The sequence below is a fragment of the Planktothrix serta PCC 8927 genome, assembly GCF_900010725.2.
Taxonomy (GTDB): domain Bacteria; phylum Cyanobacteriota; class Cyanobacteriia; order Cyanobacteriales; family Microcoleaceae; genus Planktothrix; species Planktothrix serta.
On the sequence record NZ_LR734883.1, the window covers coordinates 48,716 to 75,284 of the forward strand.

Genomic DNA, 26,569 nt, shown 5'->3' on the forward strand with positions numbered 1-26,569 from the left:
AAGTTCAATTGCTTGACCCCGTTTCTTGTGGAATAATTCTCTGTGTAACAGAAATGTTGGTTTCTAGTTTGTAACGTTAACCTAGATTACCGTTAATTGGGGTACACTGCTCCGACAACTGATCATCCCGGCTGAAAACAAGATAAAATAGCAAAAAATCCCTATTAATTTCAACAAATGGGCGGGGAAACCCTCCCCCTACTGGGTGATGAGTTGAATGTCGTTGTCAGAAATCCCTTGCTTAAGTATTGCCATCGCTCGGATGAATACCTCCGTTGCTGATCATTTTGCAACTTGGGTGGTACAATCTCCCGATTGGAATGGATATGTTCACCACGATAGTAGCTGGCCAGAACCCCTTTCCCAAACTTGGCAAGCGTGGTTAGAACTATTTTCGCCCCAAAGTGTTCCCAATAGTCTGTGCTCTCCACCAACCGCTAATTTACCCTTAATCACCCCGTCTGATTCGGGGCGGCAATTGAGTTACAGTACCCGTTTAATGCAACAATTGGGAATTAATCTCTGGCAATGGTTATTTCAAGGGTCAATTCAAGCCAGTTTACATCGCAGTCAAGGTATTGCTATTGGACAGGATCAACCCCTACGAATTCGCTTAGATTTACGAGATCCAGATTTAATCCCCATTCCTTGGGAAACAATGCAACCCCAAGCAGGTCAACCCGCGATTTCCTTGAGTCCAAACCTGTGGTTTAGTCGCACAACCTTTGATGTTAACCCCTTACCCCAGCGTTTGGTCGCTCAAGGGTTAAATATTTTATTAATTTTAGGGGAAAATCAAATTCACAATGCAGTTGTGGAACAGGCATCTTGCCTGTTAAAATTAAAACTAAAATTAGAAGAAGAAGCGATCGCATTAGGTAAAGCTTTTGAACAATGTGGCATTGATATTCAAGGAAATAAAATCGATACCCATGTTTCCTGTAATGTCAAAACCTTAATTCAACCGACCGTTGAACAACTGATTGCTGAGTTAGAAACCGATCGCTATAATGTTTTATTTTATGCCGGACATGGGGTTCCTGCTCCCGATGGTGGGTTATTATTTTTACGTCCCGATACCACCGTTAATGGCACAGAACTCGCTCAAGTTTTAGTCCGATGTGGAATTATTTTAGCGGTGTTTAATACCTGTTGGAGCGCTCAACCTGCGGTCGAAGCCGTATCAACTTCTTCTAATCCTTTATTTCAAGCCATCCCTAGTAGTAGTTTAGCAAAGGTTTTGATCCATCACGGGGTTCCGGCCGTATTGGGAATGCGGGACTCAATTACTGACTCAGAGGCGTTAAGCTTTATTCAGGCCTTCGCCAGAGCATTAGGAGAACGTCTTCCGGTAGATCAGGCCGTTGCGGTGGCCCGTCAGCAGTTGTTAGCCTTGTATAAATTTAATCAACCCGCTTGGACATTACCCATATTGTATATGCACCCGGAATTTAACGGGGTGTTGGTGCAGCCGTTAGAACAAATTAGAACAGAAATGCCTAATACGGCTGTCACGGGGTTTGGGGATGTTCCTAGGGCGTGGTTACGATTGTATAATCCAGTGGGGAATACTGCGGCACAAGTTTGGCCCGTTGAAACCGGATTAGTGCGGGTGGGTCGAGGAGAAGGAAATGATGTAATTGTTTCTGAACAGTGGGTTTCTTCCAAACACGCCGAAATTTTTTGTCGTCATAGTTCCGATGGTAAAACCAAACCCAATTATTTTTTAAGGGATTTTTCCCGTTATGGAACATTAGTTTCTAATACTCAAGAATGGCAGCGCATTCATCATCAAGAAATTCCGTTAATATCAGGAATGCAGTTAAAATTTGGCAGTTCCCAAGGTCAAATTTTAGAATTTATTATTGAGGCTCAATATGGGGAATAGGGAATTACGAATTACGAATTACGAATTACGAATTACGAATTGATCAGGGTTTAAGTTTCGGGTTAGTTTCAAGATCTAGTTTAAATAATGATTAACTATATAGACTAAACCCTTTAAATACATTAATTTGGCAACCCGGTGAGGTGATTCTAGCGGAAAAACAAACCCTAGAACAAGCAAAAACCCTGGGTTTAGATAGCAAATCGATGATGAAAATTAAACAAAGCTTTAATCAAAAAATTATGCAGCAAGCGAAACGAGGACGGTTATTAAGAGCCTTTGCCAGTCCTCGTCAATTGCAAGAAGTCATGGTCGATTTCTGGTATAATCATTTTAATGTATTTGCTAACCAGTAGGGTGCGTAAGTGTTAACGCACGCACCATTTTTACTATAATTACACAGGCACCATTTTTACTATAATTACAATTATCAAACCCAAAAAGGGGGCTATGATGAGTCAAACCCTAGAACAAGTACGCTGGACAATTCACGATGTTGAGGGACTACCGGAAAATGACTGGATACGTTATGAAATTCTCGACGGAGAACTATTTATGACTCGCTCTCCCCATCGTCGCCATCAACAGGCTTGCGTTAAGATTTCTAAATTGCTTGATACTTGGTCAGAGTCGAGTCATTTAGGCGTAACAATTTTTGCTCCGGGTTTAATCTTTTCCGAGTTTGATAGCGTCATTCCTGATGTCGTTTGGGTCACTCATGAACGACTTGAACAAATTGAAGATGAAGCCGGACATTTAACAGGTGCACCTGAGTTAGTTATTGAAGTTTTATCCCCCGGAAAACAAAATGAACGCCGCGATAAACAAGCTAAATTAAAACTCTATTCTATTACCGGAGTTCAAGAATATTGGATTATTAATTATTTCACTAAACAAGTTGAAATTTATCGTCGAGAACAAGCACAATTAGTTAAAGTTGCAACTCTATTAGAAACCGATGAAATTACATCCCCATTATTACCCGGATTTAGTGCGGTTGTTCGGTTATTTTTTCCTTAAACCTATAATTAAACGCATAAGAACGAACAGTATTAAAATCGGGTATAGAATAAGATTTTTCTAACTTATCTTTCAATTTATCTAACTTTAAAATAGCTTTTCCTACTGATGCAGCTAATAACGGGGGAACAGCATTACCAATTTGTCGCCATTGTTGAGATAATGTCCCATAAAAAATATAATGGGCTGGGAAAGATTGGATAGCAGCGGCTTCTCTAGGAGTCAAATAACGATCTTCTGTGGGATGATAATAAGTGGTTTTATTCGTATTAATTGTACCTGAATGGGAGTAACGATCTAAACGCTTTAATTTCGTTTCTCGAAATCGTTCTTCTCGAATTGTTTTCCAATCTATATCATACCATAATGACTGCGGAAGATACGCTAACTGATCTCGTTCATAACGAATCCCTTTACCTTCAGGGATATAATGAATTCTTTTGCGTTCTAATTCATTTTTAATTTGAGCCGTTTGCAAATTATGATTAAAGCTTTGACCTTCAAACTCTAATAAGGTGTTAAAAGCCCATTCAACAGTTCGGGGTAAGGGTAAAGCATCAGGATCTTTTTCAGAATCTTTAAATTGTTTTTCTGGATAAATGTTATTAACTCCGAAACGATTTCCCAATAAAATAGTCCGTCGTCTCGCTTGAGGAACACCATAATGATGTGCCGATAATACCTTAACATCCACAGTATAACCCAATTGATTAAAACTGTTAATCATTAATGCTAATGTACTTTCATTGCGCTTAGATAATAAACCTGTAACATTTTCCAGAATAATAAAATTAGGCTTAAAAGCTTCTACCATTCGCAAAAATTCAAAAAATAGAAAATTACGACAATCTTGTTTATCATTAGTTCCAATGGTCGAAAATCCCTGACAAGGTGGCCCTCCGCAAATTAAATCTATTGTTTGATTTCCGATAATATCTTGAATTGATTCTGTGGTAATTTCGCGTAAATCTCCTAAAATTGTTTGAGAATGGGGATGATTAGCTTGAAAGGTTTCTAAGGAAGATTGATCAAAATCAATTCCTAATAAACAGTTCATTCCCGCCATTTCTAATCCACAGGACATTCCCCCTGCGCCAGAAAACAAATCAATAAAGTTTTTCATTTATTTGGGTTGAGTTAATACAGTTCTAATTTAACCACAAAGAAACAAAGACACAAAGAAGTTTTAAACACCATTTCTACTCCTTGTTATATTTTTAAATCCTGAAATCTTTGTAGTGTGAGTGTCCTCGCTCGCTAGGGTTTTAATAATTCTTTAGGAATTCGATTTTGTTCAATATAATGATTAATTTCCTCTTGATTATCTAAATAGAAACTCAAGGCATCAAAGACCTGTGCTAATGTTAGATGGGGTAGATGTATTGGGATTTCTTCAGGAGATATTCCTAAACGCCATAACCCAACGATAGCTCGCACCGAAGTTCGGGTTCCTAAAATAATCGGTTCACCTTGAAGGATTTCAGGGTTACGACTCACATAACGGGAAATAGATTGCACAGTCATATCAACTTATGCCCTAAAAATTTGCTCTAATCACTCTATAGTATCCAATATTGATTCAGAATTCAAGTGAGATCATTACAAAGCAGAAACATCAACATTAAGTTTAAAATTCGCGTCTTTTGGGGCAGAAACTTCTATAGAATAATCCCCATTAGTCGGTAATTCTCCTTGCCAGTTTTTACCATTTTTAATCGTGCCGATTGTTTGACCATTAGGGTCTATAATATTAATATTAACCGTCCCTTCTTTGACATCAATTGACATCTTTTGTCCCGCAGCACATTCTAATGTATATTGTCGTTTTTCAGTGGGTTTAATCGTCCCTGTAACCGTTTTTCCCGTTGTTCCTGGGTCAAAAGTGACTCGTTCTGTTGGGGTTTTAACTTCAGGAGAAATAGAGGCGGTTGCTGTGGGGGTAGGGGAAGGAGTCGGAGAATTAGCAAAAGGCGGTAAGGGTTGTAGGGGTTGTGTTCCTGTCACACCACGAGAACTTAAATTCATTTTGATATCAAAAGTTGTTGCCCCTTTTAAAGCCGTTAATACCATTGTATACTGACCTGTTTGGGGCAAATCTTTAGTTTTAATCAGTTGTCGATCTGGCGCATAAATCCAAATACATAAATTATCTTCTGTGCGATAATTTAACTGTTGACCTGCTTTGGCAGGAAATTGATAAGCCAAATAATTTCCTTGGCGAATTTGACCCGATTCTTTGGTATTAACCGCCGTTAAAGTGATTAATTTAATATTTTTCGGATCAATATTAGCTTGGGGTTGTTCAGAACATTGTTCGATTTTCCCAGAGGAATTCGTGCTAACAATATTCATGGTCTTTGAAAGTTGTTGCCAATGTTCCGATAAGATTTCACAACCTGTTAACAAAAATAACAATAGAAATAAACCTGTTCTTTTCATAAAATTATAACGATTATTGATAAATAGGTTTCGGGTTTCGGGTTTCGGGTTTCAGGTGTTGATCCTTCGCAAGCTCAGGATGACAGTTAACAGTCAACATTCAACATTCAACAAAATCAATTTAACTTAACCGTTGTTTGATCCATAACCCAAATAGCGGTAAAGCTAATTTATAGCCTAATTCTGAACCATAAATTAAGCCTTTATGTTGTAAACCTGCGATCGCCCCCTGTAAACTTCCTCCCCTCGATAAATGATGTTTCGTAATATATTCTCGACTTTGGGGTTTATCCGTTGGATCTAACGCTAAAGACTCTAATAATTGAGCTTGGGAAGATGGAAGTAACACTAACAACGACTCAAACACCGTTGAAAGATCCGCTAATAATTCCTGTAACGTTTCCTCAATTTCTTCATCCCCAATTAAACCATTATTTGTTTTTACTCTACACAAGCGACGCACTAAAGCCGAAGCATCTCCAATATGTCCTTGCACCGCTTCTAAAAAGTGTTTTAATGCTTGCGATCGCGGATCAAATGTTAAATTTTCTCGATGCAAAACCCCATGCGCCCAAGCCGCTACTACATCATTAGATAAGGGTGTTAACTGCACAATATCTAAATTTTTATGAAACTCCTCTTGATTACTTGTTTCTGCCAAAGTTGCCACTAAAACATAACTCACAGAATTTTGTTGTTGTATTTCTTGACGCAATAACTTTTCCCAATCTCCCTGTCGATCCCAAGAGCGAATATGAGGAAAACTTTGCAAAATTAACACCACTTGTCGCCCCACAAATTCTGCTAACTGTTGAGGAAAATGAATTAATAATTGATAGGCTTGCCAAACTTCTTCCGGTTTCGCAATTAACCGCAAACTTTTTGCCATATTTCCTTGCCAAACAAAAAATTCAGCAGCTTCTGTTGTTGTCCACTGTTGCAAACATTGAATCGCTGTTGGACTTTTAACCGCCTGGGAAATCCCCTCACACAACAGTTGAGTCAACCGCAAGCCATCCGTTGCTCGAATACAGTCCACTTCAATGATTTTCGCCCCTACCTCCACCGCAGCCCGTCTGACGAGGGTTCGGCGGCCACTACCCGGAACCCCCGCAATTAACAAATCCCGATCACGGGCCAACGCCTGAGTGATCTGCTGAAATTGGCTCTGTCGTCCAAAGGTTTCTAAAGGCGCTGCTAACTCTGCTATATCCATCATTGTCTATCGAACAAGCTGATTGCTGATATTACCATTTTTGGGAAGCAGAACGCAGATATAATAATTTTGATCAATATTAACCTTGGAGAAACAACAGTTCATACTGCTAACTTTGAATATATCTTTTAATCATTAATCTGGGAGATACAATTAATAAAATCCGGCTATCCTTGACAATTGAAAATCAAGAAAACCGGATTTACTTAATATTAACCTATTAAGGATTAATTACTAGGGGTTTGTTGTTGCCATCCCATCCATCGGGGAAAACCATTTTCATCGCGTAATTGTAAGGTTTGATTTCCTTTTTTAATCTCTCCAACAATTAAATCGGGTTGTCCTCCCCCGTCAATTCGTGTTCCCGTAACTTCTACGGTGTCATTGGGTTGAATTTGAAAGTTTTGTTGATCTAAATACCACACGGGGGCAACATGAAGTCCGAGGGTTTCTGTATTCGTTTTCATCAATAAATACATACCGTGAGGCATTTGATTTCCTCGATTTCCGGGTTGTATTTCTAATATCGTTCCCTGGACAGTTTCTGCACGATTGGGATCATACATGGGCCCAGAATATTGCCCTTTTCGTCCTGAACGATTTCCCCTTCCACCTTGACCCATCATCGGACGATTTTGCCCCATCAGTTGTTGACAGGGGGGATAAAAATTATTGCCATTTGTAGGGGCTGGTTGGGGAGAAGTTGAGTTAGGTTGTGCAAACAAAGGCGGGGAATTACCCAGAGAAATAAAAGCAATTCCTGTGACAATCAAAACGCCTGTTAATTTGGTTTTAGATCGATTATTTTTCATCTTTCTTCCTCCCTGGAGACTCCCGCCATAGCTGTACTCAGCTTGGCGGTGAGAGGAAAGAGAGGGCGGGGTCTATGCAACATAGTGAATTCTTGGGGTTTNGTTAATTATTTCACTAAACAAGTTGAAATTTATCGTCGAGAACAAGCACAATTAGTTAAAGTCGCAACTCTATTAGAAACCGATGAAATTACATCCCCATTATTACCCGGATTTAGTGCGGTTGTTCAGTTATTTTTTCCTTAAAATCGGTTGTAGAGTGTGAGTAAAAAGTTGTAGATCAATGTTAAAATCAAAGGAAAATGGAGGGTGATTATGATTCAAACCCTAGAACAAGTACGCTGGACAATTCACGATGTTGAGGGACTACCAGAAAATGAATGGATATGTTATGAAATTCTCGATGGAGAACTATTTATGACTCGCTCTCCCCATCGTCGCCATCAACAGACTTGTGGTAAAATTTTTAGTCAACTAGATAGTTGGTCAGAGTCGAGTCATTTAGGCGTAACAATTTTTGCTCCAGGTTTAATCTTTTCCGAGTTTGATAGCGTCATTCCTGATGTCGTTTGGGTCACTCATGAACGACTTGAACAAATTGAAGATGAAGCCGGACATTTAACAGGTGCACCTGAGTTAGTTATTGAAGTTTTATCCCCCGGAAAACAAAATGAACGCCGCGATAAACAAGCTAAATTAAAACTCTATTCTATTACCGGAGTTCAAGAATATTGGATTATTAATTATTTCACGAAACAAGTTGAAATTTATCGTCGAGAACAAGCACAATTAGTTAAAGTTGCAACCTTATTAGAAACCGATGAAATTACATCCCCATTATTACCCGGATTTAGTGCGGTTGTTCGGTTATTTTTTCCTTAAAATCGGTTGTAGAGTGTGAGTAAAAAGTTGTAGATCAATGTTAAAATCAAAGGAAAATGGAGGGGGATNGTTAGGCTGAGTACACTGCCTCCCAAATGGCTGTTTAATACTCAGCGACAGAGCAGGGGACTAGCTACGCATCCTCCGGTGTCTTGACCTAAATAACGGAGTCAGTTAAGACTTAGGCGGGTCAACTAGGGCTGTATTTCAAGCCCCCACTGTACTTGTACTCAAGTCAGTGGTGGGTTGTTGACGGTTCAGTCCCTCTGATGAATTAACCAGTTTTACTGATAGATCTATGATAAAGTCTCCTGTAGCTGGAGAGTCTAGTGAAGTTGATAAAACTTTATAAAAAATAGCAAATCTTCATAATATCAAGGAGAAATTAGCTCTCTGCTTGATATTATGAATAAGGCATAAAAGTTGCGGTTGGTTTTAAGGGAAATCGAACTGTAAAAGTGCTACCCTTTCCGGGTTGACTTTCCACCTCAATACTACCACGATGAGCTTGAATAATCGCTTTAACAATCGCTAATCCCAAACCTGATCCTCCGGTTTTGCGAGAGCGATCGCTATGGACTCGATAAAATCGATCAAAGATTCGAGATTGTTCGTTTAAAGGAATACCAATTCCCGTATCTTTAACTTGAATAATAGCCTGTTGATGACTAGAATCTAAACCCAAGATTATTTGACCACCAGGGGGAGTATATTGAATGGAATTAATGGCTAAATTGAAAATAACTCGATAGAGTTGTTCTTCATTTCCTAGAATATAAATGGGTTGTTTTTCTCGGATATCGGTGGTTACAAATAATTCAGAATTTAATACCATGACAGCGATCTCTTCTTGAAGATCACTGATTAAATCATTTAAACAGCATAATTTTTTAGACAGAGGTATAGCATCTTGATCCATACGAGATAATAATAATAAATCCTTGACTAATTGGGAAAGTCGATGATTTTGCCTGTCTACAATTTTTAACGTTTCTTTGGCTTCAGTTTCGGTTAAAGGTTCTAGTTTGATCCTGGATTCTACGGTAGCCTGAATAGCAGCTAAAGGCGTTCTCAATTCGTGAGCAGCATCGGCGGTAAATTGTTGAATTTGTTGATAGGAATAATAAATGGGTTGCATAGCAATTCCGGCTAATTTCCAACTCGCAAACCCAACTAGAATTAAAGCCAAGGGTAAACCAATCACCAAAATTAATGTTACAATGGTCATATATTGGTCAAAATCCTGTAGCGATCGCCCCAGTTGTAACGTTCCCCAATTTTGTTGATTTCGAGTATGTAAAATTAAAGAATATTGACGATAGCGAATTCCGCTTTTATCAGTGAAGGTTTGCCAAATTTCTCCCTGAGAATGGGGAAATAAATCGAGGTTATGGGTTCCAGTAAATGCAACTAAATCCCCTAAATTATTTAATAAACGAATTAAATAAGAATTATTATGATAGGGTGCTAATCGATGAAAGTTTTGCCCATTTTCATCAATAATAGGTAAACAATTTAATTCAAAATTAGGAGAAAATGATGGCGAGTTTTTTTTGAGTTTATTATTAGGATAATTAACTAAATTTAACCCAATATAATTACTTTTCTTTGCTTTTAAGAAACACAGATCAGGAATAATTCTTAAAACATCAGGTTCTAACTGTCCGGGTTGTTGTAAAACTGTTTCTAAACTATCATGTAATGCTCCAGCAACGGATTCTATTTCTCGATCTAAGGTAATCCAATGAGCATGGGCGATCGCTTCATAAACCCCTAAACCGCAAATACTGAGAATCACGCCCATCACCCCAGCATAGTAACAGGTTAACCGTAATTTTGTCCGTTTAAATAGTGAGTTTTGATTCATGAATGATGATCAATTAAAAACCGATATCCTAAACCATAAACGGTTTCAATCAAATGATCACAACTAATTTCTGAAAGTTTCCGTCTCAGTAAGCGAATTTGAGCCGCAACAACATTACTTTCGGGTTCTGATCCCACTTCCCAAAGTTGACCTAAAAGTTGGTCACGGGTAACAATTTGGTTCGGATGACGCATAAAATAATCTAACAGTTGAAATTCTTTATTGGTTAAACTAATAGTTAAAGGATGATCAGAGTTTTTTTGATCAGAAAATGTATAAAATTGATAATCCAAGATAAAATGATTTAATTGTAATTGTTGGGGTTGAAGTTGAGGAGAACGCCGTTGTAAAGCTCGTAAACGAGCTAACAATTCTCCCATACCAAACGGTTTAACTAAATAATCATCCGCCCCAGCATCTAACCCCATAATTTTATCGGCTTCGGTATCTTTTGCGGTTAAAATTAAAATCGGAATAAAACTGCCTTTTTGTCGGAGCTTTTGACAAAGTTCAATACCCGATAAGCCCGGTAACAACCAATCAAAAATAGCTAAAGTATATTGTGTCCATTGATTTTCCAAATAATCCCAAGCCTCAATACCATCGGAAACCCAATCTACAATGTATGCTTTCTGCGTTAATATTCGTTTAATAGCTTCTCCTAAATCGGGTTCATCTTCCACTAACAAAATTTTCATGAGTTACAATCTCTAAAAGGGTATAAAATTTTTTCCAGTATAACCCACAAGAATAGTGTTATGATTCGCCGACGTTCAACCCCTTGGATTCATCAAAAATCCAGATTTATCATTGCTAGTCTCGCCGCCTTTGGTGCTGTGATAACCGCCTATTTAACCATTCTCAAACTGACCGGGGGAACTGCGGCTTGTCCGATAACAGGTTGTGATCAAGTTCTGTCAAGTCCCTATGCAGTTGTCTTTGGTTTACCTCTACCTTTATTTGGGTTTTTGGCTTATGTGATTATGGCAGGGATGGCTATTAGCCCTTGGTTAATTAACCCTGAAACCCAAAAAAGTTTAAGAACAAAAACAGAAGATTGGACATGGCTATTGATATTTGCCCAAGCTTCTGCGATGATGATTTTTAGTTTTTATCTCATGTATTTAATGGCATTTGTCATTAAATCTTTGTGTATTTATTGTATTGCTTCGGCAATTTGTTCCCTGAGTTTATTTATTTTAGCTTTATTAGGTCGAGATTGGGAAGATCGAGGTCAACTGTTTTTTATTGCGGTCGTTGTGGGGATGATTACATTAATTGCAACCTTAGCAGTTTATTCTCCCATTAATAGCCCTCGCGCTGAAGAAAATTTGTTTAAGATCACAACAACTTCTAATCCAGCCAATATTGAACTCGCTCAATATTTAACGCAGTCTGGAGCTAAAATGTATGGGGCTTTTTGGTGTGCTCACTGTCATGACCAGAAAGAATTATTGGGTCAAGAAGCAGTGGAAAAACTATCTTATATTGAGTGTGATCAACAGGGAAAAAATCCTCAGCCGGATTTATGTAAAGCCAAGAAGGTTGACGCTTATCCGACTTGGGAAATTAAGGGTCAGATGTATTCAGGAGTTCTAAGTTTAGAAAAGTTATCAGAGGTTTCAGGATTTACCGGATCTCGTGATTTTGGTGTTCGTTAATAGATCCTCAAAACTCAACTCAAAATCAAGTAGAGACGTGCCATGGCACGTCTCTACTGTGAAAAGGCGAGTTGAGTTAAATTAGATTAAAATCCTCAACAGCCTACGATTTTAACCGTTTATTTTTGAGAAGCCATTTTAGTTTGCAATTGTTTTTTGGCTTCTTTAAATTGGGTGGCTAACTGTTCTTGTTCAGTGGTTGATAAGTTTCGCCGAATCACAGCAAAGACATCATTTTCTTCTTCACGAGTATGGTGGTTAACCATATCTTTCACTTTTTTAACTTTATCTTTGAACTGAGCAGAACTCGGACTGAGAGATTTAATTTCTTCTAAAACAACTTTCAATTCAGCTTGCTCATTATACAGATTTTGAGTATCGTCATACAAAGAACGAACTTTAGGATAAAGCACTTGTTCTTCAGCTTCCGAATGGACACTTAAATCTTTGTATAATTGTCCGAAATATTCTTGAATTTTTTGCGAATCATTGCAATTTTCAATTTCAGCAATTAATGTTTTAGCCTTCTGATGATCCATACGAATCACATCTTGAATATTCATATCGGACTTATCAGAATTTTGGGTAACAGCACTACCCATCACACCCGATAAGGCTGCGATCGCATCTTGAACCCGTCCCCAAATGCTTTGATCAGGAGCTTGACCCGTTAATTCTTGGGTTCCTAAATATTCTAAAATCCCTTTAAGTTTTTCTTGATGAGCGCGGCTTTCAAAGTTAACCGTATTTAAAGGTGTAATAGCAGCTTCCACATCAGCACCGACCACTTGAGCCGATTTATGAACTAATAAACCCGACATCACTTGTCCATGCTTCAGCAGTTCAAGTTGAGCCACTTTTTCATAAAAAGTTAAGTCCGATTTATTCATCATCTCTTTGGCGAGATTGATCATTTTAGTGGCTTGCTCTTTCGGTTGAGATTGAATGCCATATTGGGTAATAACCGTATCCATGATGCCAAGATTTTTTTGGTCATCCTCTAACATTTCTTGGAATTGTTGACGGATTTCTGAGACATTACAATCTCGGACAAACAACTGTTCAGTTTCGACCAAAAGTTGTTGCACCGTTTTCATGGTCGCTAGTTTTTGACCAATTGCTTCCCGTTTTGCATCCGTTAAAGTCGTTACCATGTTGTGTTCTCCAATCTTCTAAATTTCATTTTCATAGATTCCAATTTCGCATAGAAAAACCAGGAATTCCTCATCCAGAAGACAGATCTAATGTTCAAGGTTTTACAAATGGATTGTTCAGTTTGTTTGATAGCAGGGAATAGGGAATAAGTTGATCGTTGAAAGTTGAAATTAAAATTTTGATCTCAATTTTTAGAATAAATACTAATTCATAATTGCGAAAAACTTGCTACTTGAGGACTCTTGTAGCATTCAAGATTGCTAGTAATGCCACTCCCACATCGGCAAATACTGCCTCCCACAAGGTTGCTATCCCGATCACACCCAAAACAATAAATAATCCTTTAATCGCCATTGCTAATACAATATTCTGTACGACAATCTGGCGAGTCTTTTTGGCAACTTGAATCGCCTCTGCCACTTTAGACGGAGCATCGGCCATAATCACCACATCAGCCGTCTCAATAGCCGCATCCGACCCTAATCCTCCCATTGCTATACCCACATCGGCTCTAGCAATCACAGGAGCATCATTGATGCCATCACCCACAAATGCAACTTTGCCTTTTCCGGCTCGACTCAGCAACTTCTCAATTACCTCTACTTTTTCTTCGGGTAATAATTCAGCTAGATAAGAATCTAAACCTAGACTTTCTGCTACGCTTTTAGCAACAGCCCGGTTGTCACCCGTGAGCATTATAATTCGCTCGACTCCCACACTTTTAAGATCTTGAATTGCCTTAATGGCATCGTCCTTAATTTCATCTGCAATTAAAATGTAACCTGCATAGCATCCATCAATTGCAAGATGAACAATAGTACCCTCTAAATTGCAGGTATCGTGGTCAATATTTTCTCGATGCAACAAACGATCATTCCCGGCTAAAACGACCTGATTTTTCACTTTTGCCCGAATCCCATGACCCGCAATTTCTTCGTAATTTGTTACATCTTCGTGATCAATAATTTGACCGTAGGCTTCTCGAATTGACTGTGCTACTGGGTGGTTAGAATGAGCTTCTGCTTTGGCTGCCAACTTCAGCAATTCTGACTCGGAAAAACCGTTTTGAGTTACAATTTTCGCTACTTTAAACACACCTTGGGTCAAGGTTCCAGTTTTATCAAAAACAACAGTTTTAACGGTTGTTAGGGTATCCAAAAACGTCGAACCTTTGACCAGAATTCCTCGTTTGGCAGCCCCTCCAACGCCACCAAAATAGCCCAAGGGAATACTAATCACCAGTCCACAGGGACAGGAAATCACTAGCAAAATTAGGGCGCGGTAAACCCATTCTGTGTGAGTTGCACCGGGAATAAATAGGGGGGGTAAAAAGGCTACAACTAGAGATAAAACAACAACAACGGGGGTATAGTAGCGGGCAAATTGGGTAATAAATTTCTCGGTTTCTGCTTTCTTGCTAGTAGCATTTTCAACAAGATCGAGAATTTTGACGATCGAAGATTCCCCAAAAAGTTTGGTGACTTGAATCGTTAAAACACCACTTTGGTTAATCGTCCCTGCTAAGACATTTTCTCCAACTTTCACCCTACGCGGAACAGATTCTCCGGTTAATGCTGAAGTATCAATCTGAGAATTCCCTTCAAGAATTTCACCATCTAAGGGAATCTTTTCTCCGGGTTTGACGAGAATAATATCTCCCACGTTGACGGTTTCTGGGGAGACTTGTTTGACTATTCCATTAACTTTTAAATTGGCAATGTCCGGGCGAATTTCCAGCAGAGATTTAATCGTGCGGCGAGAACGACTCACAGAGTATTCTTGAAACAATTCTCCGATGCGGAAAAACAGCATGACGGCGACGGCTTCGGGGAGTTGATGAATGGCGATCGCTCCTACCGTCGCAATCGTCATTAAGAAGTTTTCATCAAACACCTGTCCCCTGAGAATATTCCGTCCCGCCGTTTTCAACACTGACCAACCACTGAGTAAATAGGCAGGAATAAATACTACATACTCACCCCAATTGTAGGGCGTATTATGCAAGGGTTTCTCGAAAATTATTCCTACAACAAATAATGTAATTACTACCAACACTGAGGGAAGTTCCCGTTTTAGGTTAAACTCCCCTGAACCGTGATTATGCTCATGGTCGTGAGTCTCTAAATCAGATTTTGGGCTGATGATGGTGAAGCCCAAAGAGATGACGCGATCGCGGATTTCCTGTTCGTTTACCTGCTTGGGGTCATAAGTCACACTTAAGCGTTTCGTCGCCACACTCACGGATATTTCTGCCACACCGGGTATTTTCTGTACACCTGCTTCGATTTTGGCGGCACAGCTACCGCAATCCATACCACCGACCTGCATCTGTTGAGTTTTCACCGAAGGAGTCTGAGTCATTGCTCGTTTGCTGAATGGATTGTAATTACCAGCATTTTGATACTTTCCACGCCTACAATGGGGGGAATTCTTCGTTCAGCGATTTCACTTACTAATATAGCAATCCTATTTGATTAGTGTTGAAAATTTCGGAGCAAAAGGCACTATTGCAATGAGCACTCTTGCAATAGGGGGAATACTTTTGACTGTTTCATAGAGGTTTAAAATTATTACAACCTATCAGTACATTACCAGTCAGAGGGAAATCGAAGAATCAAGGGAGTAAATTCCTCATCATTGTCGAAGTCAGAGAAGTGGAAGTGTCAAAAAATTTTTACAAAGGCTACAGGGAAGGAATATATTGCCTATAATTCAGTTAATCCCAACTGCGTTGAAGTCAGCTAAACAACCATACAGCTTATGACGAACTCCGCCTCCCCCAAACCTATCCCCAAAATGCCTCCACCTCCTGTCCCTGTTTCAGTGGAGTCTGCATCGATGTCCATTGCCTCTGCTTCCTCGATTAAACTGATGGTAAAAGATGCTTATAGCAAAAAAGCATCAGATATTCATATTCGAGTCGGACATACTCCTCGATTTAGGATTCAAGGACAAATGGCACGGGCAAAGGATCATGTTAAAGTGACTCCTGAACTGTTTGAACAGTATTTAGATGAAATTCTCACGACCCATCAACGCCAACAGTTTGCGGAAACGAAAGAATTAGACACAGCCATATTTTATCCAGGGTTAGTGCGTTGTCGGGTGAATTGTTTTGACTCCCTGACTGGGGGGGCGATGGTTTTACGTCTGATTCATTTGCAAATTCCTTCTATTGATGAGTTAGGATTGCCTCCTGTTCTCAAAAATATTATTGATTCTCCCCAGGGTTTAATTTTAGTCACTGGGCCAACGGGTTCGGGGAAATCCTCGACCTTAGCCGCTATGATTCGTCAGTTGAATGAAACGGCTAAAAAGCATATTGTTACCATTGAAGACCCGATTGAATTTGTTCATCCCTCGAAGATGTGTTTGATTAGTCAACGGGAAGTTGGCTTACATACGTTAGAATTCCATAACGCATTACGCGCAGTTCTCCGGGAAGATCCTGATGTAATTCTAATTGGGGAAATGCGCGATCGCACTACGGTTAACACAGCGTTACAAGCCTCTCAAACGGGTCACTTAGTATTAGGAACCCTCCACACCCGCAACGCTTTAAACTCAATTAATCGTCTGTTAAACCTATTTAATGTAGATGAACAACCCGCCGTGCGGATTTCAATTTGTGATTCTTTAGTGGCGGTGATTGCTCAATTATTAGTTCCTACCGTTGATAATAAACGCACGGCGGTTCATGATGTTCTGGTTAATACTCCAGCCATGCGGGATTATCTGCTCAAAGGAGACGAGGAAAGCGCCTTACAGTTAATGGAATCCGATACCTATGAAGGAATGCAACTCATTAACCAAGCGTTATTTGAACAGGTGTTAGCCGCGAGGGTGACAATGGAAGAAGCCGAAAAAGTCTCTCCCGATGCTACGGATTTAGATCGTCGCTTCCGCGTCGCCGGGATCGATTCTTCTGGTATGGCCCGCCAATTCAAAGAAGGTAAATCGCCGTTTAGTGCTTAATGTTGACCCCTGACTGTTGACGGTTGACCGCCAACAGACAACAGACAACAGAAACAGCCAACCCTCAACTCACCCTTCGTTCTATAATTTTGCAGTAACTTTAATCTTGCCTCTATCGTGATCGCCCTTTATCCTGGTAGTTTTGATCCGGTTACGCTAGGACATTTAGATGTTATCGAACGAGGTTGTAAACTGTTTGAACGGGTGATTGTGGCGGTATTGGGAAATCCGAACAAAAAACCTTTATTTACCGTAGAGGAACGGATTGAACAAATGCGCGATAGTACCCAACATCTGAACAATTTAGAAGTAGCCAGTTTTGATGGTCTAACGGTAGACTATGCAAAACTACGGAACGCTCAAGTTTTGCTCCGAGGGCTACGAGTTCTTTCAGATTTTGAATTAGAACTGCAAATGGCCTTGATCAATAAAACCCTATCAACAGAAATTGAGACCGTGTTTTTGGCAACCTCAAAGGAATATAGTTTCCTTTCTAGTAGTGCTGTCAAAGAGATTGCTCGATTTGGGGGTTCCGTTGATCATCTTGTTCCTAATCACGTTGCTAAAAAAATCTATAAATGTTACGCCAGGAATCAACCCCAAGACTTGAACCCGAACAAAATGGACTCCGTGTAGAGTCTGAAACTCCGGTGAATAATTCCCCTGGAATTGATATCCAACGGGAACTAAACCGACTAGAGGAAATGATTCTCGATAGTCCTAGGATTCCCTTAACTCGACGAACTTTAGTCGATGAAGAACAGTTACTCGATCAATTAGATTTAATTCGATTGAATTTACCGAGTGCTTTTCAAGAGTCAGATATTATCGTCCGCCATAAGGATGAAATTCTTCAAGAAGCGGAAGAATATGCTCAGGAAATTATCGATGCAGCCGAACAAAGAGCGGCTCGAATATTGAATGAGATGGGTTTAATTCAACAGGCAAAAGCTGAAGCGGATCAATTGCGTCAACAAGTGCAACACGAATGTGAGACACTTCAACAACAAACTTTGTCTGAAATTGAACAAATTCGTTATCGTCTTCAACAAGAATTAGAAGAAATGCGATCGCGGACTATGGCTGAATGTGAAGAAATTCAAAATGGTGCAGATGACTATGCGGATCACGTTCTAGGCAGTATCGAACAACAGTTAAATGAAATGATGCGAGTGATTCGTAATGGTCGTCAACAAATACAGGGAAATAACCCGACACGATAACTCGATTTATAGGGGGTTTCTACTCGTTCTGATACTAGAAATCAGGAGATAGCCTAGGCGTTATTTATATCGTCTTTTCAGCCGTCTCCGATTTTTATAGACAGATTTTTTGGGGATTAAAAATTGTATTCAGTGATTTATCCCTCTTCTGTCAGTCTCCGAAATCAACAAGTCATAAAAAGTAGAAGTTAAGTAGTCAATAATTGTTGATAAAAACTTAGCAATTCTTGAGCTAGTGCGGTATTGGTGTAGTGAGTCATTGCCCGTTGATAGCCTCGTTTTCCTAACTGTTTGGCTAATTCTGGCTGTGTGATTAACTGGCTGAGAACATTTCCCAAAGCTTGCTCATTACCTTCAGGAAATATTAATCCCGTATCTGCAATAACGTGGGGAATTTCGCCAGAGTCAGAACCAATTACGGGAACTTGACAAGCCATTGCTTCAATTAAAACATGACCAAATTGTTCTTTCCAACCTGTGGCTGTTAGGGTTTTAAATTTATAGGTGGTTTCTGAAGGTAAAACCAGGGTATTCATTAGATTAATATAGCGTTGTACCTGATCGTGAGGTACACTTTCTATTAAAATTAATCGGTCTTTAAACCCAAATTTTTCGGCTATTTCTAGGAGTTGCGATCGCAATTCTCCTCGACCGAGTAACACCCATTTCCAAGCATAATCTTTTAACCCTGCTAAAGCTTTGGCTAAGGTAATTAATCCTTTTTCTTCAACAAAACGCCCCACAAACCCCACAACAAATTCATCGGATTTAATCCCTAACTCGGCTTTTAATTCGGGTTCAGGTTGAGGTTTAAATAGCTGTTCATCAATGCCTAATTGGGGCATCACTTCAATGGGTCGGGTGTATCCTTTTTGGCGTAAGATATCTTTTCCATCTTGATTACCAACAACAATTCCATCGGTATATTTCAGGTTATAGGCTTCTAGGAGAGAAAGGGGAAATTTTAACTCATAAGGCAAATTCCACCAAGTAAAAAAGACGTTTTTGGCTTTTAAACTCAAAAGATGATTTAAGGTGATAAATTCGCTATAGGTTAAAGCTTTTGAACCTTGTTCAACTTGAATAATATCAGGTTTAAAAGCTTTCAATAGAGACACTAAATCGAGTCCAAAGGTAAGTAAGCTTTGATTATTTTGACTAAAGTTAGAAATCGGAACAACCTTAAAATTTCCTTCATCTAAATATTGACATTCAATGATTTTATTCTGAACTCCTCCCGGTCGCCAACGTTTAGGAACAACAATGGTAACTTCTATATTAGGTTGTAAACGGGCTAAGGCTCTAAATTTTTCTCGATTTAAGTCAACAATATAGGTATGGCTGGCTATTAAAACTTTCATCAATCTCCTCCCGATTAACTGTTCTCATTGTAGGGTGCATAAGCACTCATCAAACACACGATTAAATCGTTAAGGTGCGCTGAAGCGCAACAACGGCGTTTGACACTAGGAATGGTCTTTTTGAGTGTAAATTTGTCCTTGATCCCAGAGGGATGTAATCCAGGTTCCTAAAGCTTTTAATAAGCCTAATTTATAGAAACAAAAACGAGTAATAATTTTGAGAGGGGAGCCACTTTTATTACAGGGGGGATGTCCTAAAACATGACAGTCAAACAATTTAGCAAAGAAGCGAAAACATTGACCCGGAGTTAGATTTTTTAATCCCATAAAAAAGTGATTATGATAAAAAGTAATCTGATATTGTACAGAACGGGTACTCATATCATGGCAGCCTCCGGCTTCTTCTCCTAAATGAATTAAATAGGCTTCGGGATCGTACCAAATTACATAACCTGTTGGTCTGATTCTTAAACAAAAATCCGATTCTTCTCGCACGGCACTGCCTTTAAATCGTTCATCAAAGGTTAAACCAAATTGATCAAAAATTTCTCGCCGAAAAGACATATTACATCCCCTTACAGAAATCACTTGTTGGGGTTTAATGGTATGAACTAAATCCAGATGATACCAAGCAATACCGGGATCTTGAGCTTCAGGAGGTAAATTTTCAATGGTTAATTTTCCGCCTGAATCACTTAATTTCATTCGATCAAAAACTCGTCCAGCAACAGCCCCAATCTTTTCGGGTGCAGAGGTTTCTCCTGGGATATAATTACGAGCATGGGCGAGTAAAAATCCTTCAGGAAGTTGAACATCATCATCAATAAATAAGAGAATATCTCCTTGAGAACGCCGTACTGCATAATTTCTAGCACCGGGTAAACTTGCCCAATCTAAACGATACCATTGAATTTTTCCGGCTTGGGTTAATTGTTCTAAATAGGTTTGGGTTTCGGGTTCATGGGTTGGGGTTTGATCTACCACTAAAACTTCAAAATGTGGATAGGTTTGTTGTAATACTTCAGTTAAGGTTTCTCTTAATACTTGTTCCCGGTTGTAGGTAGGAATGATGACCGAAATTAACGGTAAATTCATGAATTTATTCTCCTAAAATGAAGGTTTGAATTGTTTTTGAATTGTTTTCCTGATCCACTGTTCTAAACGAATAAACCCCATTAGATAAATACTGAGTAAGATGCTAATCCCGATGATAGAAATTATAATTTTTAGATAGGGATTTAAACTTAGAAAGCGATTAAAAACTGGAAGAATAACAAAGAAAAGGGGCTGATGAATCAGATAAATCTGATAGGAATAAATTCCCATTCCTGATAACAGGCTTAATCCATAGAATAAATTTCCTTTATATCGGTTTAACCCTTGAAACAACCTATAACACCCTAAAAACATTAGGGGAGTAAACAGAATATCAAATCCTAGCATATAAACAATATCAACCTTCGTCAATGCCAGATAAAGATAAAAAATTAATCCGATTCCAAAAGCAAGAACTGAACGGGTAAAATCTTGAAGCCTAAAACGGTTTTGATTTTGGTAGTAAATAATTCCCCAATATAATCCTACACAATATTGAAAGAAGTAACTTAGGAAAATATTATTTCCCAAGAAGAACCCAAACCATTTAGATTGAATTACTAAGAGATAAAATCCAAAAATCTTAGCAATAACGCCAACAATAATTCCTAGAATCAAAATTGATTTAGGTTTACTTTTACAACCCAAAAAAATTAAAGGGGTCAGCAAATATAATTCTAAAATAACGGTGAAAAACCAAAATCCGGGGTTGATAGATTGCCATTGATAACCTGCTAACCCTAGACAACTGAGGATAAATCCCAGGGGAGATTTAATCGGGTATTCATGTCCAAAAATAAAGTAGAGAAATAAACTACAAACAACAGCTATAAAGTAAGTCGGATAAATTCTATCTAATCGTTTTAAAAGCCAAGATTTCCAGTTTGTCGTAATTTCCGGTAAATGATACTTTTGGGCAGCCGCCGCGAGAATGTAGCTGGTATTAAATCCAGCCATGACAAAAAAGATATCAACGGCGGCATAGCCAATTTTTGCTCCATTTCGGTCTAATAGAGAAACAAGATGCAGTTTGTCGGGATAATTTTGAAAAAAGTGAAAGAAAAGAATACCTAAAATGGCTAAACCTTTGGTTTGATCAATCCAGTCTAAACGCTGTTTTTGAGGGGGATTTACTGTACTAGACATGAAAAAATATCCTCATTTAGATCTCGGCTTCTAGTTCACCTGCGTCTCTAAGTTTTTTTCGTTCTTCCCGATCAATTTCGGGTAATTTAAAGAGTACACCCGCAAAATACCAATAATAAACTGTAACGGGATCAACATCCAGAGGGTAGTAATAAGTATTATAACTAATTACTAACACAAATACCCAAAAGGAAGCACCAAAACTGCGTAAATTTTTATCTTTGATGGAACGATAGGATTTAAAGCCAACAACCGTCATGGTTGTCACAAGATAGAGAAAGGCAGCCACCCCTAACGGCCCAATTTCATAGAGCATTTTAGGGTAATAGGTTTCAATTAAAGCTGTTTTCCCAAAGGCGCGAGAAGCGTTTGTTGCCCGTCCTACACCTTTACCCAGAATGCCTTTTTGTCCTTCACTGGTTTGTCCAAACTGTTCTGAAATAAAGTCTGTTGGCGGTGAGGCGTTCCAACGACCTACAAAACTATCAACTCGTTCTTGCAAAAATTGAGGGTTGGCAATGGCGGCGACTCCTAAGAGAAGACCTAATCCTAAAGCCATGGGAATAAACCGTTTTAAATTAGCAACTTGACCTGTTAAAATTAATAGAATAATTGTGACAACAGGCACTAAAGCTAAAGCAATTCTTTGCCCAGAAATTACCGCATTTAAAAATACAATTGCCATTCCTCCTAAACCGACCATTCGCCAGAGGGGAGAAGGATCACTAAAAGCAGTTGCAAAGGTAAAAAAGGCGTTAGAAATTAAAAACCAAGCCCACTGCCAAGGTGCTACAAAGGTTCCGGGTAAACGAATCATATTTTGGGAGGGACTAAAGACTAAAGAACCACCCACTAAACATTTGGCTTCAATGGTGGCTTTAAATAAATCACCTCCGATTAAATGATCTGTCCCTTTACAGCGACCGGAAACTAGAAATTGATATTGCATAACTCCTAAAACACAACAAATAATGGCTAAAATAACGGTGAGGCGAGTTAACCATAATAGTTCTTTTTTTCCTTTGATTTGATAATAGGAACAGGTGATTAAAGGGAAATAGCCAAGAAAAGCTTTTAATCCCAGAATTCCTACCAAAATCGGCTTATCTCCGGGTTCGGGTTTGAGTTGTTGTAAGCCATTTACTAAGATTAGGGTTAAGCCACAAACTGCCAAGAGAACCATTAGAGGTTGTTTTAACGATTTGGGGACAATTAGAGGTTTATTTTTGCTTTTCCATTGTTGATATAACGCTACCAATGCCGGAATATAAAACCCATCTTTTGCTAATTGAAAGATCGGGCTCCCTCCCCCAATCCAATAGGTGACAGTACCATTAAAGGGTAAATAAATTAGAAATCCCCAAAGGGCTGCAATCGGGTAAAGATAGGACATTGTTAAGACTAGAATTCCTCCCCCACCTGCGATCGCTAATTTGGGTTCTGCTACAAAAAATAACACAACCCCCACAATCACAGAAACCGCAATAATTCCAGAGGAAGCCGAGATAAATTTCTTAATTGCTTTCTCAATTTCTTTCTTCCGTTGTTTAATTTCTTTTTTACTTAAAGTCGGTTGGGATTTCCCTTTGTTTTTTTTTGATTTTTTAATGTTTTTCTTTTTTTTTACCTGGGTAGCCATATAAATTTCTTGTGTTAATTATTATTAATTTGAAATTTTAGGGACGGGTTCACCAAGATTTTCGTTATGATCATTAACCTGAATAAACCCGCCCCCTTTTTATCTCAAATCCACAATTTAAGCCTTTTCTAAAGGTGCCATTGTTAACCCTTCTCGACTTAATTGTTGATGATAGAGTTCAGCTTGTTCTTGGGGGCCAACCCAAACGGTCGCTTGTCCTTCATAATGGACTTGATTGGTTAATTCCCAAGCCAGATCACTGCTCATTCCGGGAATATATTTCATCAAACAATTAGCAACGTGCTGAAAGGTATTAAAATCATCATCTAACACAATTACTTTATAATTGGGATAAGGTTGATTAACGGTTTGGCTAGAGCGAGTCGGTGCAAGAGTGGGTGAACTTGTCATCCCTTGAATTGAGGCTAAAATTCCTACATTAGTTTCAATAACCATAACTTTAAGCACAATACAAATTAAACAGTTTCTTATAAGCTTAACCGAAACTCAAACAATTTCGATTTTTGGCAGTGATTATCACTATTATACCCTACTGCTATTAAATTCTGTAGGGGTTTGGTCTCCAAACCCTCTTTATGTCTAGGTTTGGAGGGACATCACCCCTACAATAAAACATTACAACCTATTTAGGACTGCTATATAGTTTTCAATACCCCCTTGATGATCCCTCTTTCTTCGTGTCTTAGTGCCTTTGTGGTTGCTTTTTTATAGCCCTAGGTGACAAATAACAATATCCGAGGACAGTATTTTTGAAAAACCCGGTTTCCAATAGCGATCGCATTTTTAGTTATTCATATTTCTGATAAAATTTTAAATATAATCAACCCTTAGAGTTTGCCAAAAGCCCCCCAAATTAAACCGGAAATTAGCCCCCAAATACTGCCAATTCCAGCCGATACAATAATTGCACCCATTAATAGAGGAGTTGCGCCTGTTGTCGAAGAACTATCTAAAACATTAGCAAAAGTTGTGGCGCCTAAAACCCCTAAACCTGCCCCTGAAATTGCTCCTAAAAAATTACCCCAAATTGCGCCTAAAAATGCTCCCCGTCGCCCGGATAAATGCAGAGATAAAGGTAAACTAGGGGCACCTCCAACGGTTCCAAATAACCCGCCAGCAACGATTCCTCCAAGGGTTCCAACACCCGCCGCCACAATAGTAGTAGCAATGATTCTCAGGGCAATTTCCGAGAAAGATAATGTTGAATTAACATTGAGTTTGATTTGTTCAAATTGCTGCCAGCCAACGGCTAAAATTCCTAATCCCATTCCCCCTAAAGTTCCTAAATATGAGCCCCAAACTCCTCCCACAAAGGCGCCTCGTCTGCCCCACAACCGCCCAATATGGGGAAGGGATAAGGGCGGTTTAAATAAATGCCAAATTGCCCCCCAAATCATTCCCATTAACCCCCCCCAAATTAAGGTTTGACCAATCAGGGGTTCCTGTTCTACTACTCCAAAGATAAACCCGGCAATTACCGCCGCTACAAAAATCCCTGACCAGCCCCCTAAAATTAAGGCAATTCCTCGGTGTATCCCCCCTGGTGGAGGGAGATACACACTAATTACGACCCCCAAAAAACTGCCCCACATTGCCCCCACAATTAACCCGCCTAGAATCGCTTCTTTGCCTTGCACAAAGGCAAAAATTAAGGCAATAATTGCTGATAAAACCGACGTTCCCCACAGTCCTCCTAAGACCACACCTTCAAATAAATTCCCGAATAAAGTTTGCAGGTGCAAGTTAGAAGTTTGGGGCAAAACCAGGGAATTTTTAACCCTGGGAGTGGCAGAAATAGAACGATTTACTGGAGTAAATAAAGACCGTTGATTAACAGAGGCAGGTTTATTATTTAAAACTCGTTTACGTTTACGTTTGAGGGGTTGTAAATGTTGTTTTTGGGTAACGGCTAGACGGGAAGGAAAGGGATCTCGCCCTCCTAATTTTTCGGCGCGATCGCACCAAGGACAACGGCTTAAATGATTGCCATAACGATGTTCAGGTTGTTGACTACAGGTGATTAAATTGGCTTCAGCTTCTTTCAATCCCATTAACCAAGTTTTCGCATCGGGTCTAACTTGGGGATTATTATAAGCTGTCTCAAAACATTGAATAAATAATTGTTGTAATTTTGGGTATAATAATTCAAACGGGGGAGCATAGGGCATCGGTTGATAGGGAACCTGTCTTGTCCCATAAACGAAATGACCCGCCCTGACCCTAGACTCAATGGCTGGAGGGTCGCCACTCCCTTGATAGACCCCGGAAAACGGGTGTGTTCCTTCCATCAGCAGCAGAAAGATTAACACCGCCAGTCCAAACCGATCCTGTTCTGGGGTGCGGTTTAACTCCCGAAAGGCTTGTCCTTGGAGTTCTGGGGGGGTAAATTCGGCTTTACCGACGGGACAACGATAAATAAACCCGGTATCGGGATCTCGCACTTGGAAAGAGTCGGTATCAACGAGGGTGACTAAGGCGGTATCGCTCACTAAAATATTAGATTCGTTAACATCTCCAATCACATATCCACTACTATGTAAATCGGCAAAGGATGCAACTAAATTACGAGCGGTGCGATGGAGATATAAATAATTAAATAAAGGCTTTTGTTCGCGGCGACTTTTAGGAGTATAAAAAATATGAATGGGGGTGGCTTTCTTGACACGCGGCATTAAATAACCCAGAATTTGCCGTTTATGATCGGTGGTATGCAGTAGGTCAAGGGGCCAAGCGATGGCCGTCAGTCCTGGGGAAACCATCGCCGTTGCAGGGGGATAGTTATACATGACGGTGAGTTTATCGGCGTCCTCGTCGGTGGGTTTATGGTAGATTTTGGCAACTAAATTCGCATCTTCTAAAATGCCATAGATGCGTCCTTCCCCCCCACTCCCTAGAGGGGTGCGGGTATCGAGAGTAATGATTTGTCCGTTAAACTGGCGTTGCAGCCGCATAGCAAGTTAGGGGTTGAATCGTTGCACCTATTGAATCGTACTTAAAGCATAGCGTGTTGGGGAAGTTATTAATGCCCGGAAATAAATTTCGGGTTGAAAGCTAAAGTGATCTAAAGATAACTCAGGATTTGTATTTATTAACCTGTTTTAACCTGGATTTATTATTGATTTGAGAAGTTGGCGATCGCATACCCCGATATTAGGCTAACAACTGTACA

At 39.4% G+C, this 26,569-nt stretch carries 23 protein-coding genes; 8 read left to right on the forward strand and 15 right to left on the reverse strand.

Going from position 1 to position 26,569, the window contains the following annotated elements; translation table 11 throughout:
- Window positions 1-217 precede the first annotated feature (217 nt).
- From PL8927_RS24235 to PL8927_RS24245, 3 genes are all read left to right on the forward strand, one after another.
- Entirely contained in the window at window positions 218-1,888 is a 1,671-nt protein-coding gene (locus PL8927_RS24235) for a CHAT domain-containing protein (RefSeq protein WP_083626029.1), read from the forward strand.
- Window positions 1,889-2,031: 143 nt separating this feature from the next.
- The gene (locus PL8927_RS28155) at window positions 2,032-2,244 is read left to right on the forward strand and encodes a DUF1800 family protein (RefSeq protein WP_197047545.1); all 213 of its coding nucleotides are present in this window, start codon (window positions 2,032-2,034) and stop codon (window positions 2,242-2,244) included.
- Between the two features lie 97 nt (window positions 2,245-2,341).
- Window positions 2,342-2,908, forward strand: a complete 567-nt coding sequence (locus tag PL8927_RS24245) for a Uma2 family endonuclease (RefSeq protein WP_083626030.1) — start codon at window positions 2,342-2,344, stop codon at window positions 2,906-2,908.
- Here PL8927_RS24245 and PL8927_RS24250 read toward each other — a convergent pair.
- The 5 genes from PL8927_RS24250 to PL8927_RS24270 all read right to left on the reverse strand — a co-directional run bounded on the left by PL8927_RS24250 (window position 2,877) and on the right by PL8927_RS24270 (window position 7,375).
- Window positions 2,877-4,031: a DNA cytosine methyltransferase gene (locus PL8927_RS24250; RefSeq protein ID WP_083626031.1), complete on the reverse strand. Its 1,155-nt coding sequence runs from the start codon at window positions 4,029-4,031 to the stop codon at window positions 2,877-2,879. The two genes, PL8927_RS24245 and PL8927_RS24250, sit on opposite strands and share 32 nt — an antisense overlap.
- A 134-nt stretch (window positions 4,032-4,165) precedes the next feature.
- Window positions 4,166-4,432 (reverse strand): DUF433 domain-containing protein, encoded by a 267-nt coding sequence (locus PL8927_RS24255; protein ID WP_083626032.1) that lies wholly within the window; start codon window positions 4,430-4,432, stop codon window positions 4,166-4,168.
- A gap of 75 nt (window positions 4,433-4,507) precedes the next feature.
- Window positions 4,508-5,347 (reverse strand): flagellar hook assembly protein FlgD, encoded by an 840-nt coding sequence (locus PL8927_RS24260; RefSeq protein ID WP_083626033.1) that lies wholly within the window; start codon window positions 5,345-5,347, stop codon window positions 4,508-4,510.
- Window positions 5,348-5,468: 121 nt separating this feature from the next.
- On the reverse strand, window positions 5,469-6,566 hold the full coding sequence (locus PL8927_RS24265; RefSeq protein WP_231506133.1) for an ATP-binding protein: 1,098 nt from the start codon (window positions 6,564-6,566) through the stop codon (window positions 5,469-5,471).
- 224 nt (window positions 6,567-6,790) lie between these two features.
- The gene (locus tag PL8927_RS24270; protein WP_083626035.1) at window positions 6,791-7,375 is read right to left on the reverse strand and encodes a hypothetical protein; all 585 of its coding nucleotides are present in this window, start codon (window positions 7,373-7,375) and stop codon (window positions 6,791-6,793) included.
- A gap of 315 nt (window positions 7,376-7,690) precedes the next feature.
- Between PL8927_RS24270 and PL8927_RS24280 the strand changes: the two genes are divergently transcribed.
- Window positions 7,691-8,257: a Uma2 family endonuclease gene (locus PL8927_RS24280; RefSeq protein WP_083626036.1), complete on the forward strand. Its 567-nt coding sequence runs from the start codon at window positions 7,691-7,693 to the stop codon at window positions 8,255-8,257.
- Between the two features lie 403 nt (window positions 8,258-8,660).
- Here PL8927_RS24280 and rppB read toward each other — a convergent pair whose 3' ends face one another.
- Together rppB and rppA are read right to left on the reverse strand one after the other, a co-directional pair.
- The gene (gene rppB / locus PL8927_RS24285) at window positions 8,661-10,124 is read right to left on the reverse strand and encodes a two-component system sensor histidine kinase RppB (protein ID WP_083626037.1); all 1,464 of its coding nucleotides are present in this window, start codon (window positions 10,122-10,124) and stop codon (window positions 8,661-8,663) included.
- Complete coding sequence (gene rppA / locus PL8927_RS24290) at window positions 10,121-10,822, reverse strand: two-component system response regulator RppA (protein WP_083626038.1); 702 nt, start codon at window positions 10,820-10,822, stop codon at window positions 10,121-10,123. Before rppA ends, rppB begins: the two co-directional genes overlap by 4 nt.
- Window positions 10,823-10,882: 60 nt before the next feature.
- On the opposite strand from rppA, the gene PL8927_RS24295 reads away from it, so the two are divergent.
- Entirely contained in the window at window positions 10,883-11,785 is a 903-nt protein-coding gene (locus tag PL8927_RS24295) for a vitamin K epoxide reductase family protein (protein ID WP_083626039.1), read from the forward strand.
- Between the two features lie 119 nt (window positions 11,786-11,904).
- Here the strand turns inward: PL8927_RS24295 and PL8927_RS24300 are convergent, their stop codons facing one another.
- Window positions 11,905-12,939 carry a hemerythrin domain-containing protein gene (locus PL8927_RS24300; RefSeq protein WP_083626040.1) on the reverse strand — a complete coding sequence of 345 codons (1,035 nt, stop codon included), beginning with the start codon at window positions 12,937-12,939 and terminating at the stop codon, window positions 11,905-11,907.
- A gap of 229 nt (window positions 12,940-13,168) precedes the next feature.
- A complete protein-coding gene (locus PL8927_RS24305) occupies window positions 13,169-15,301 on the reverse strand; it encodes a heavy metal translocating P-type ATPase (RefSeq protein WP_083626041.1) in 2,133 nt (710 codons plus the stop codon).
- Between the two features lie 399 nt (window positions 15,302-15,700).
- Here PL8927_RS24305 and PL8927_RS24310 point away from each other — a divergent pair, with 399 nt between their 5' ends.
- The 3 genes from PL8927_RS24310 to PL8927_RS24320 all read left to right on the forward strand — a co-directional run bounded on the left by PL8927_RS24310 (window position 15,701) and on the right by PL8927_RS24320 (window position 18,138).
- Entirely contained in the window at window positions 15,701-16,915 is a 1,215-nt protein-coding gene (locus tag PL8927_RS24310; protein ID WP_083626042.1) for a type IV pilus twitching motility protein PilT, read from the forward strand.
- 117 nt (window positions 16,916-17,032) lie between these two features.
- Window positions 17,033-17,551 carry a pantetheine-phosphate adenylyltransferase gene (coaD, locus tag PL8927_RS24315; RefSeq protein ID WP_083626539.1) on the forward strand — a complete coding sequence of 173 codons (519 nt, stop codon included), beginning with the start codon at window positions 17,033-17,035 and terminating at the stop codon, window positions 17,549-17,551.
- Window positions 17,494-18,138 carry a hypothetical protein gene (locus PL8927_RS24320; protein WP_083626043.1) on the forward strand — a complete coding sequence of 215 codons (645 nt, stop codon included), beginning with the start codon at window positions 17,494-17,496 and terminating at the stop codon, window positions 18,136-18,138. Before coaD ends, PL8927_RS24320 begins: the two co-directional genes overlap by 58 nt.
- A gap of 188 nt (window positions 18,139-18,326) precedes the next feature.
- On the opposite strand, the gene hpsO is transcribed toward PL8927_RS24320, so the two are convergent.
- The 6 genes from hpsO to PL8927_RS24350 all read right to left on the reverse strand — a co-directional run bounded on the left by hpsO (window position 18,327) and on the right by PL8927_RS24350 (window position 26,351).
- Window positions 18,327-19,499: a hormogonium polysaccharide biosynthesis glycosyltransferase HpsO gene (gene hpsO / locus PL8927_RS24325; RefSeq protein ID WP_083626044.1), complete on the reverse strand. Its 1,173-nt coding sequence runs from the start codon at window positions 19,497-19,499 to the stop codon at window positions 18,327-18,329.
- Window positions 19,500-19,604: 105 nt separating this feature from the next.
- Window positions 19,605-20,594 carry a hormogonium polysaccharide biosynthesis glycosyltransferase HpsN gene (gene hpsN / locus PL8927_RS24330; RefSeq protein ID WP_083626045.1) on the reverse strand — a complete coding sequence of 330 codons (990 nt, stop codon included), beginning with the start codon at window positions 20,592-20,594 and terminating at the stop codon, window positions 19,605-19,607.
- A gap of 12 nt (window positions 20,595-20,606) precedes the next feature.
- The gene (locus PL8927_RS24335) at window positions 20,607-21,740 is read right to left on the reverse strand and encodes an acyltransferase family protein (protein ID WP_083626046.1); all 1,134 of its coding nucleotides are present in this window, start codon (window positions 21,738-21,740) and stop codon (window positions 20,607-20,609) included.
- Between the two features lie 16 nt (window positions 21,741-21,756).
- Window positions 21,757-23,379: a hormogonium polysaccharide biosynthesis protein HpsL gene (hpsL, locus tag PL8927_RS24340; RefSeq protein WP_083626047.1), complete on the reverse strand. Its 1,623-nt coding sequence runs from the start codon at window positions 23,377-23,379 to the stop codon at window positions 21,757-21,759.
- A gap of 117 nt (window positions 23,380-23,496) precedes the next feature.
- Entirely contained in the window at window positions 23,497-23,790 is a 294-nt protein-coding gene (gene clpS, locus PL8927_RS24345) for an ATP-dependent Clp protease adapter ClpS (RefSeq protein ID WP_083626541.1), read from the reverse strand.
- Window positions 23,791-24,227: 437 nt separating this feature from the next.
- A complete protein-coding gene (locus PL8927_RS24350) occupies window positions 24,228-26,351 on the reverse strand; it encodes a helix-hairpin-helix domain-containing protein (RefSeq protein WP_083626048.1) in 2,124 nt (707 codons plus the stop codon).
- Between the last annotated feature and the right edge of the window lie 218 nt (window positions 26,352-26,569).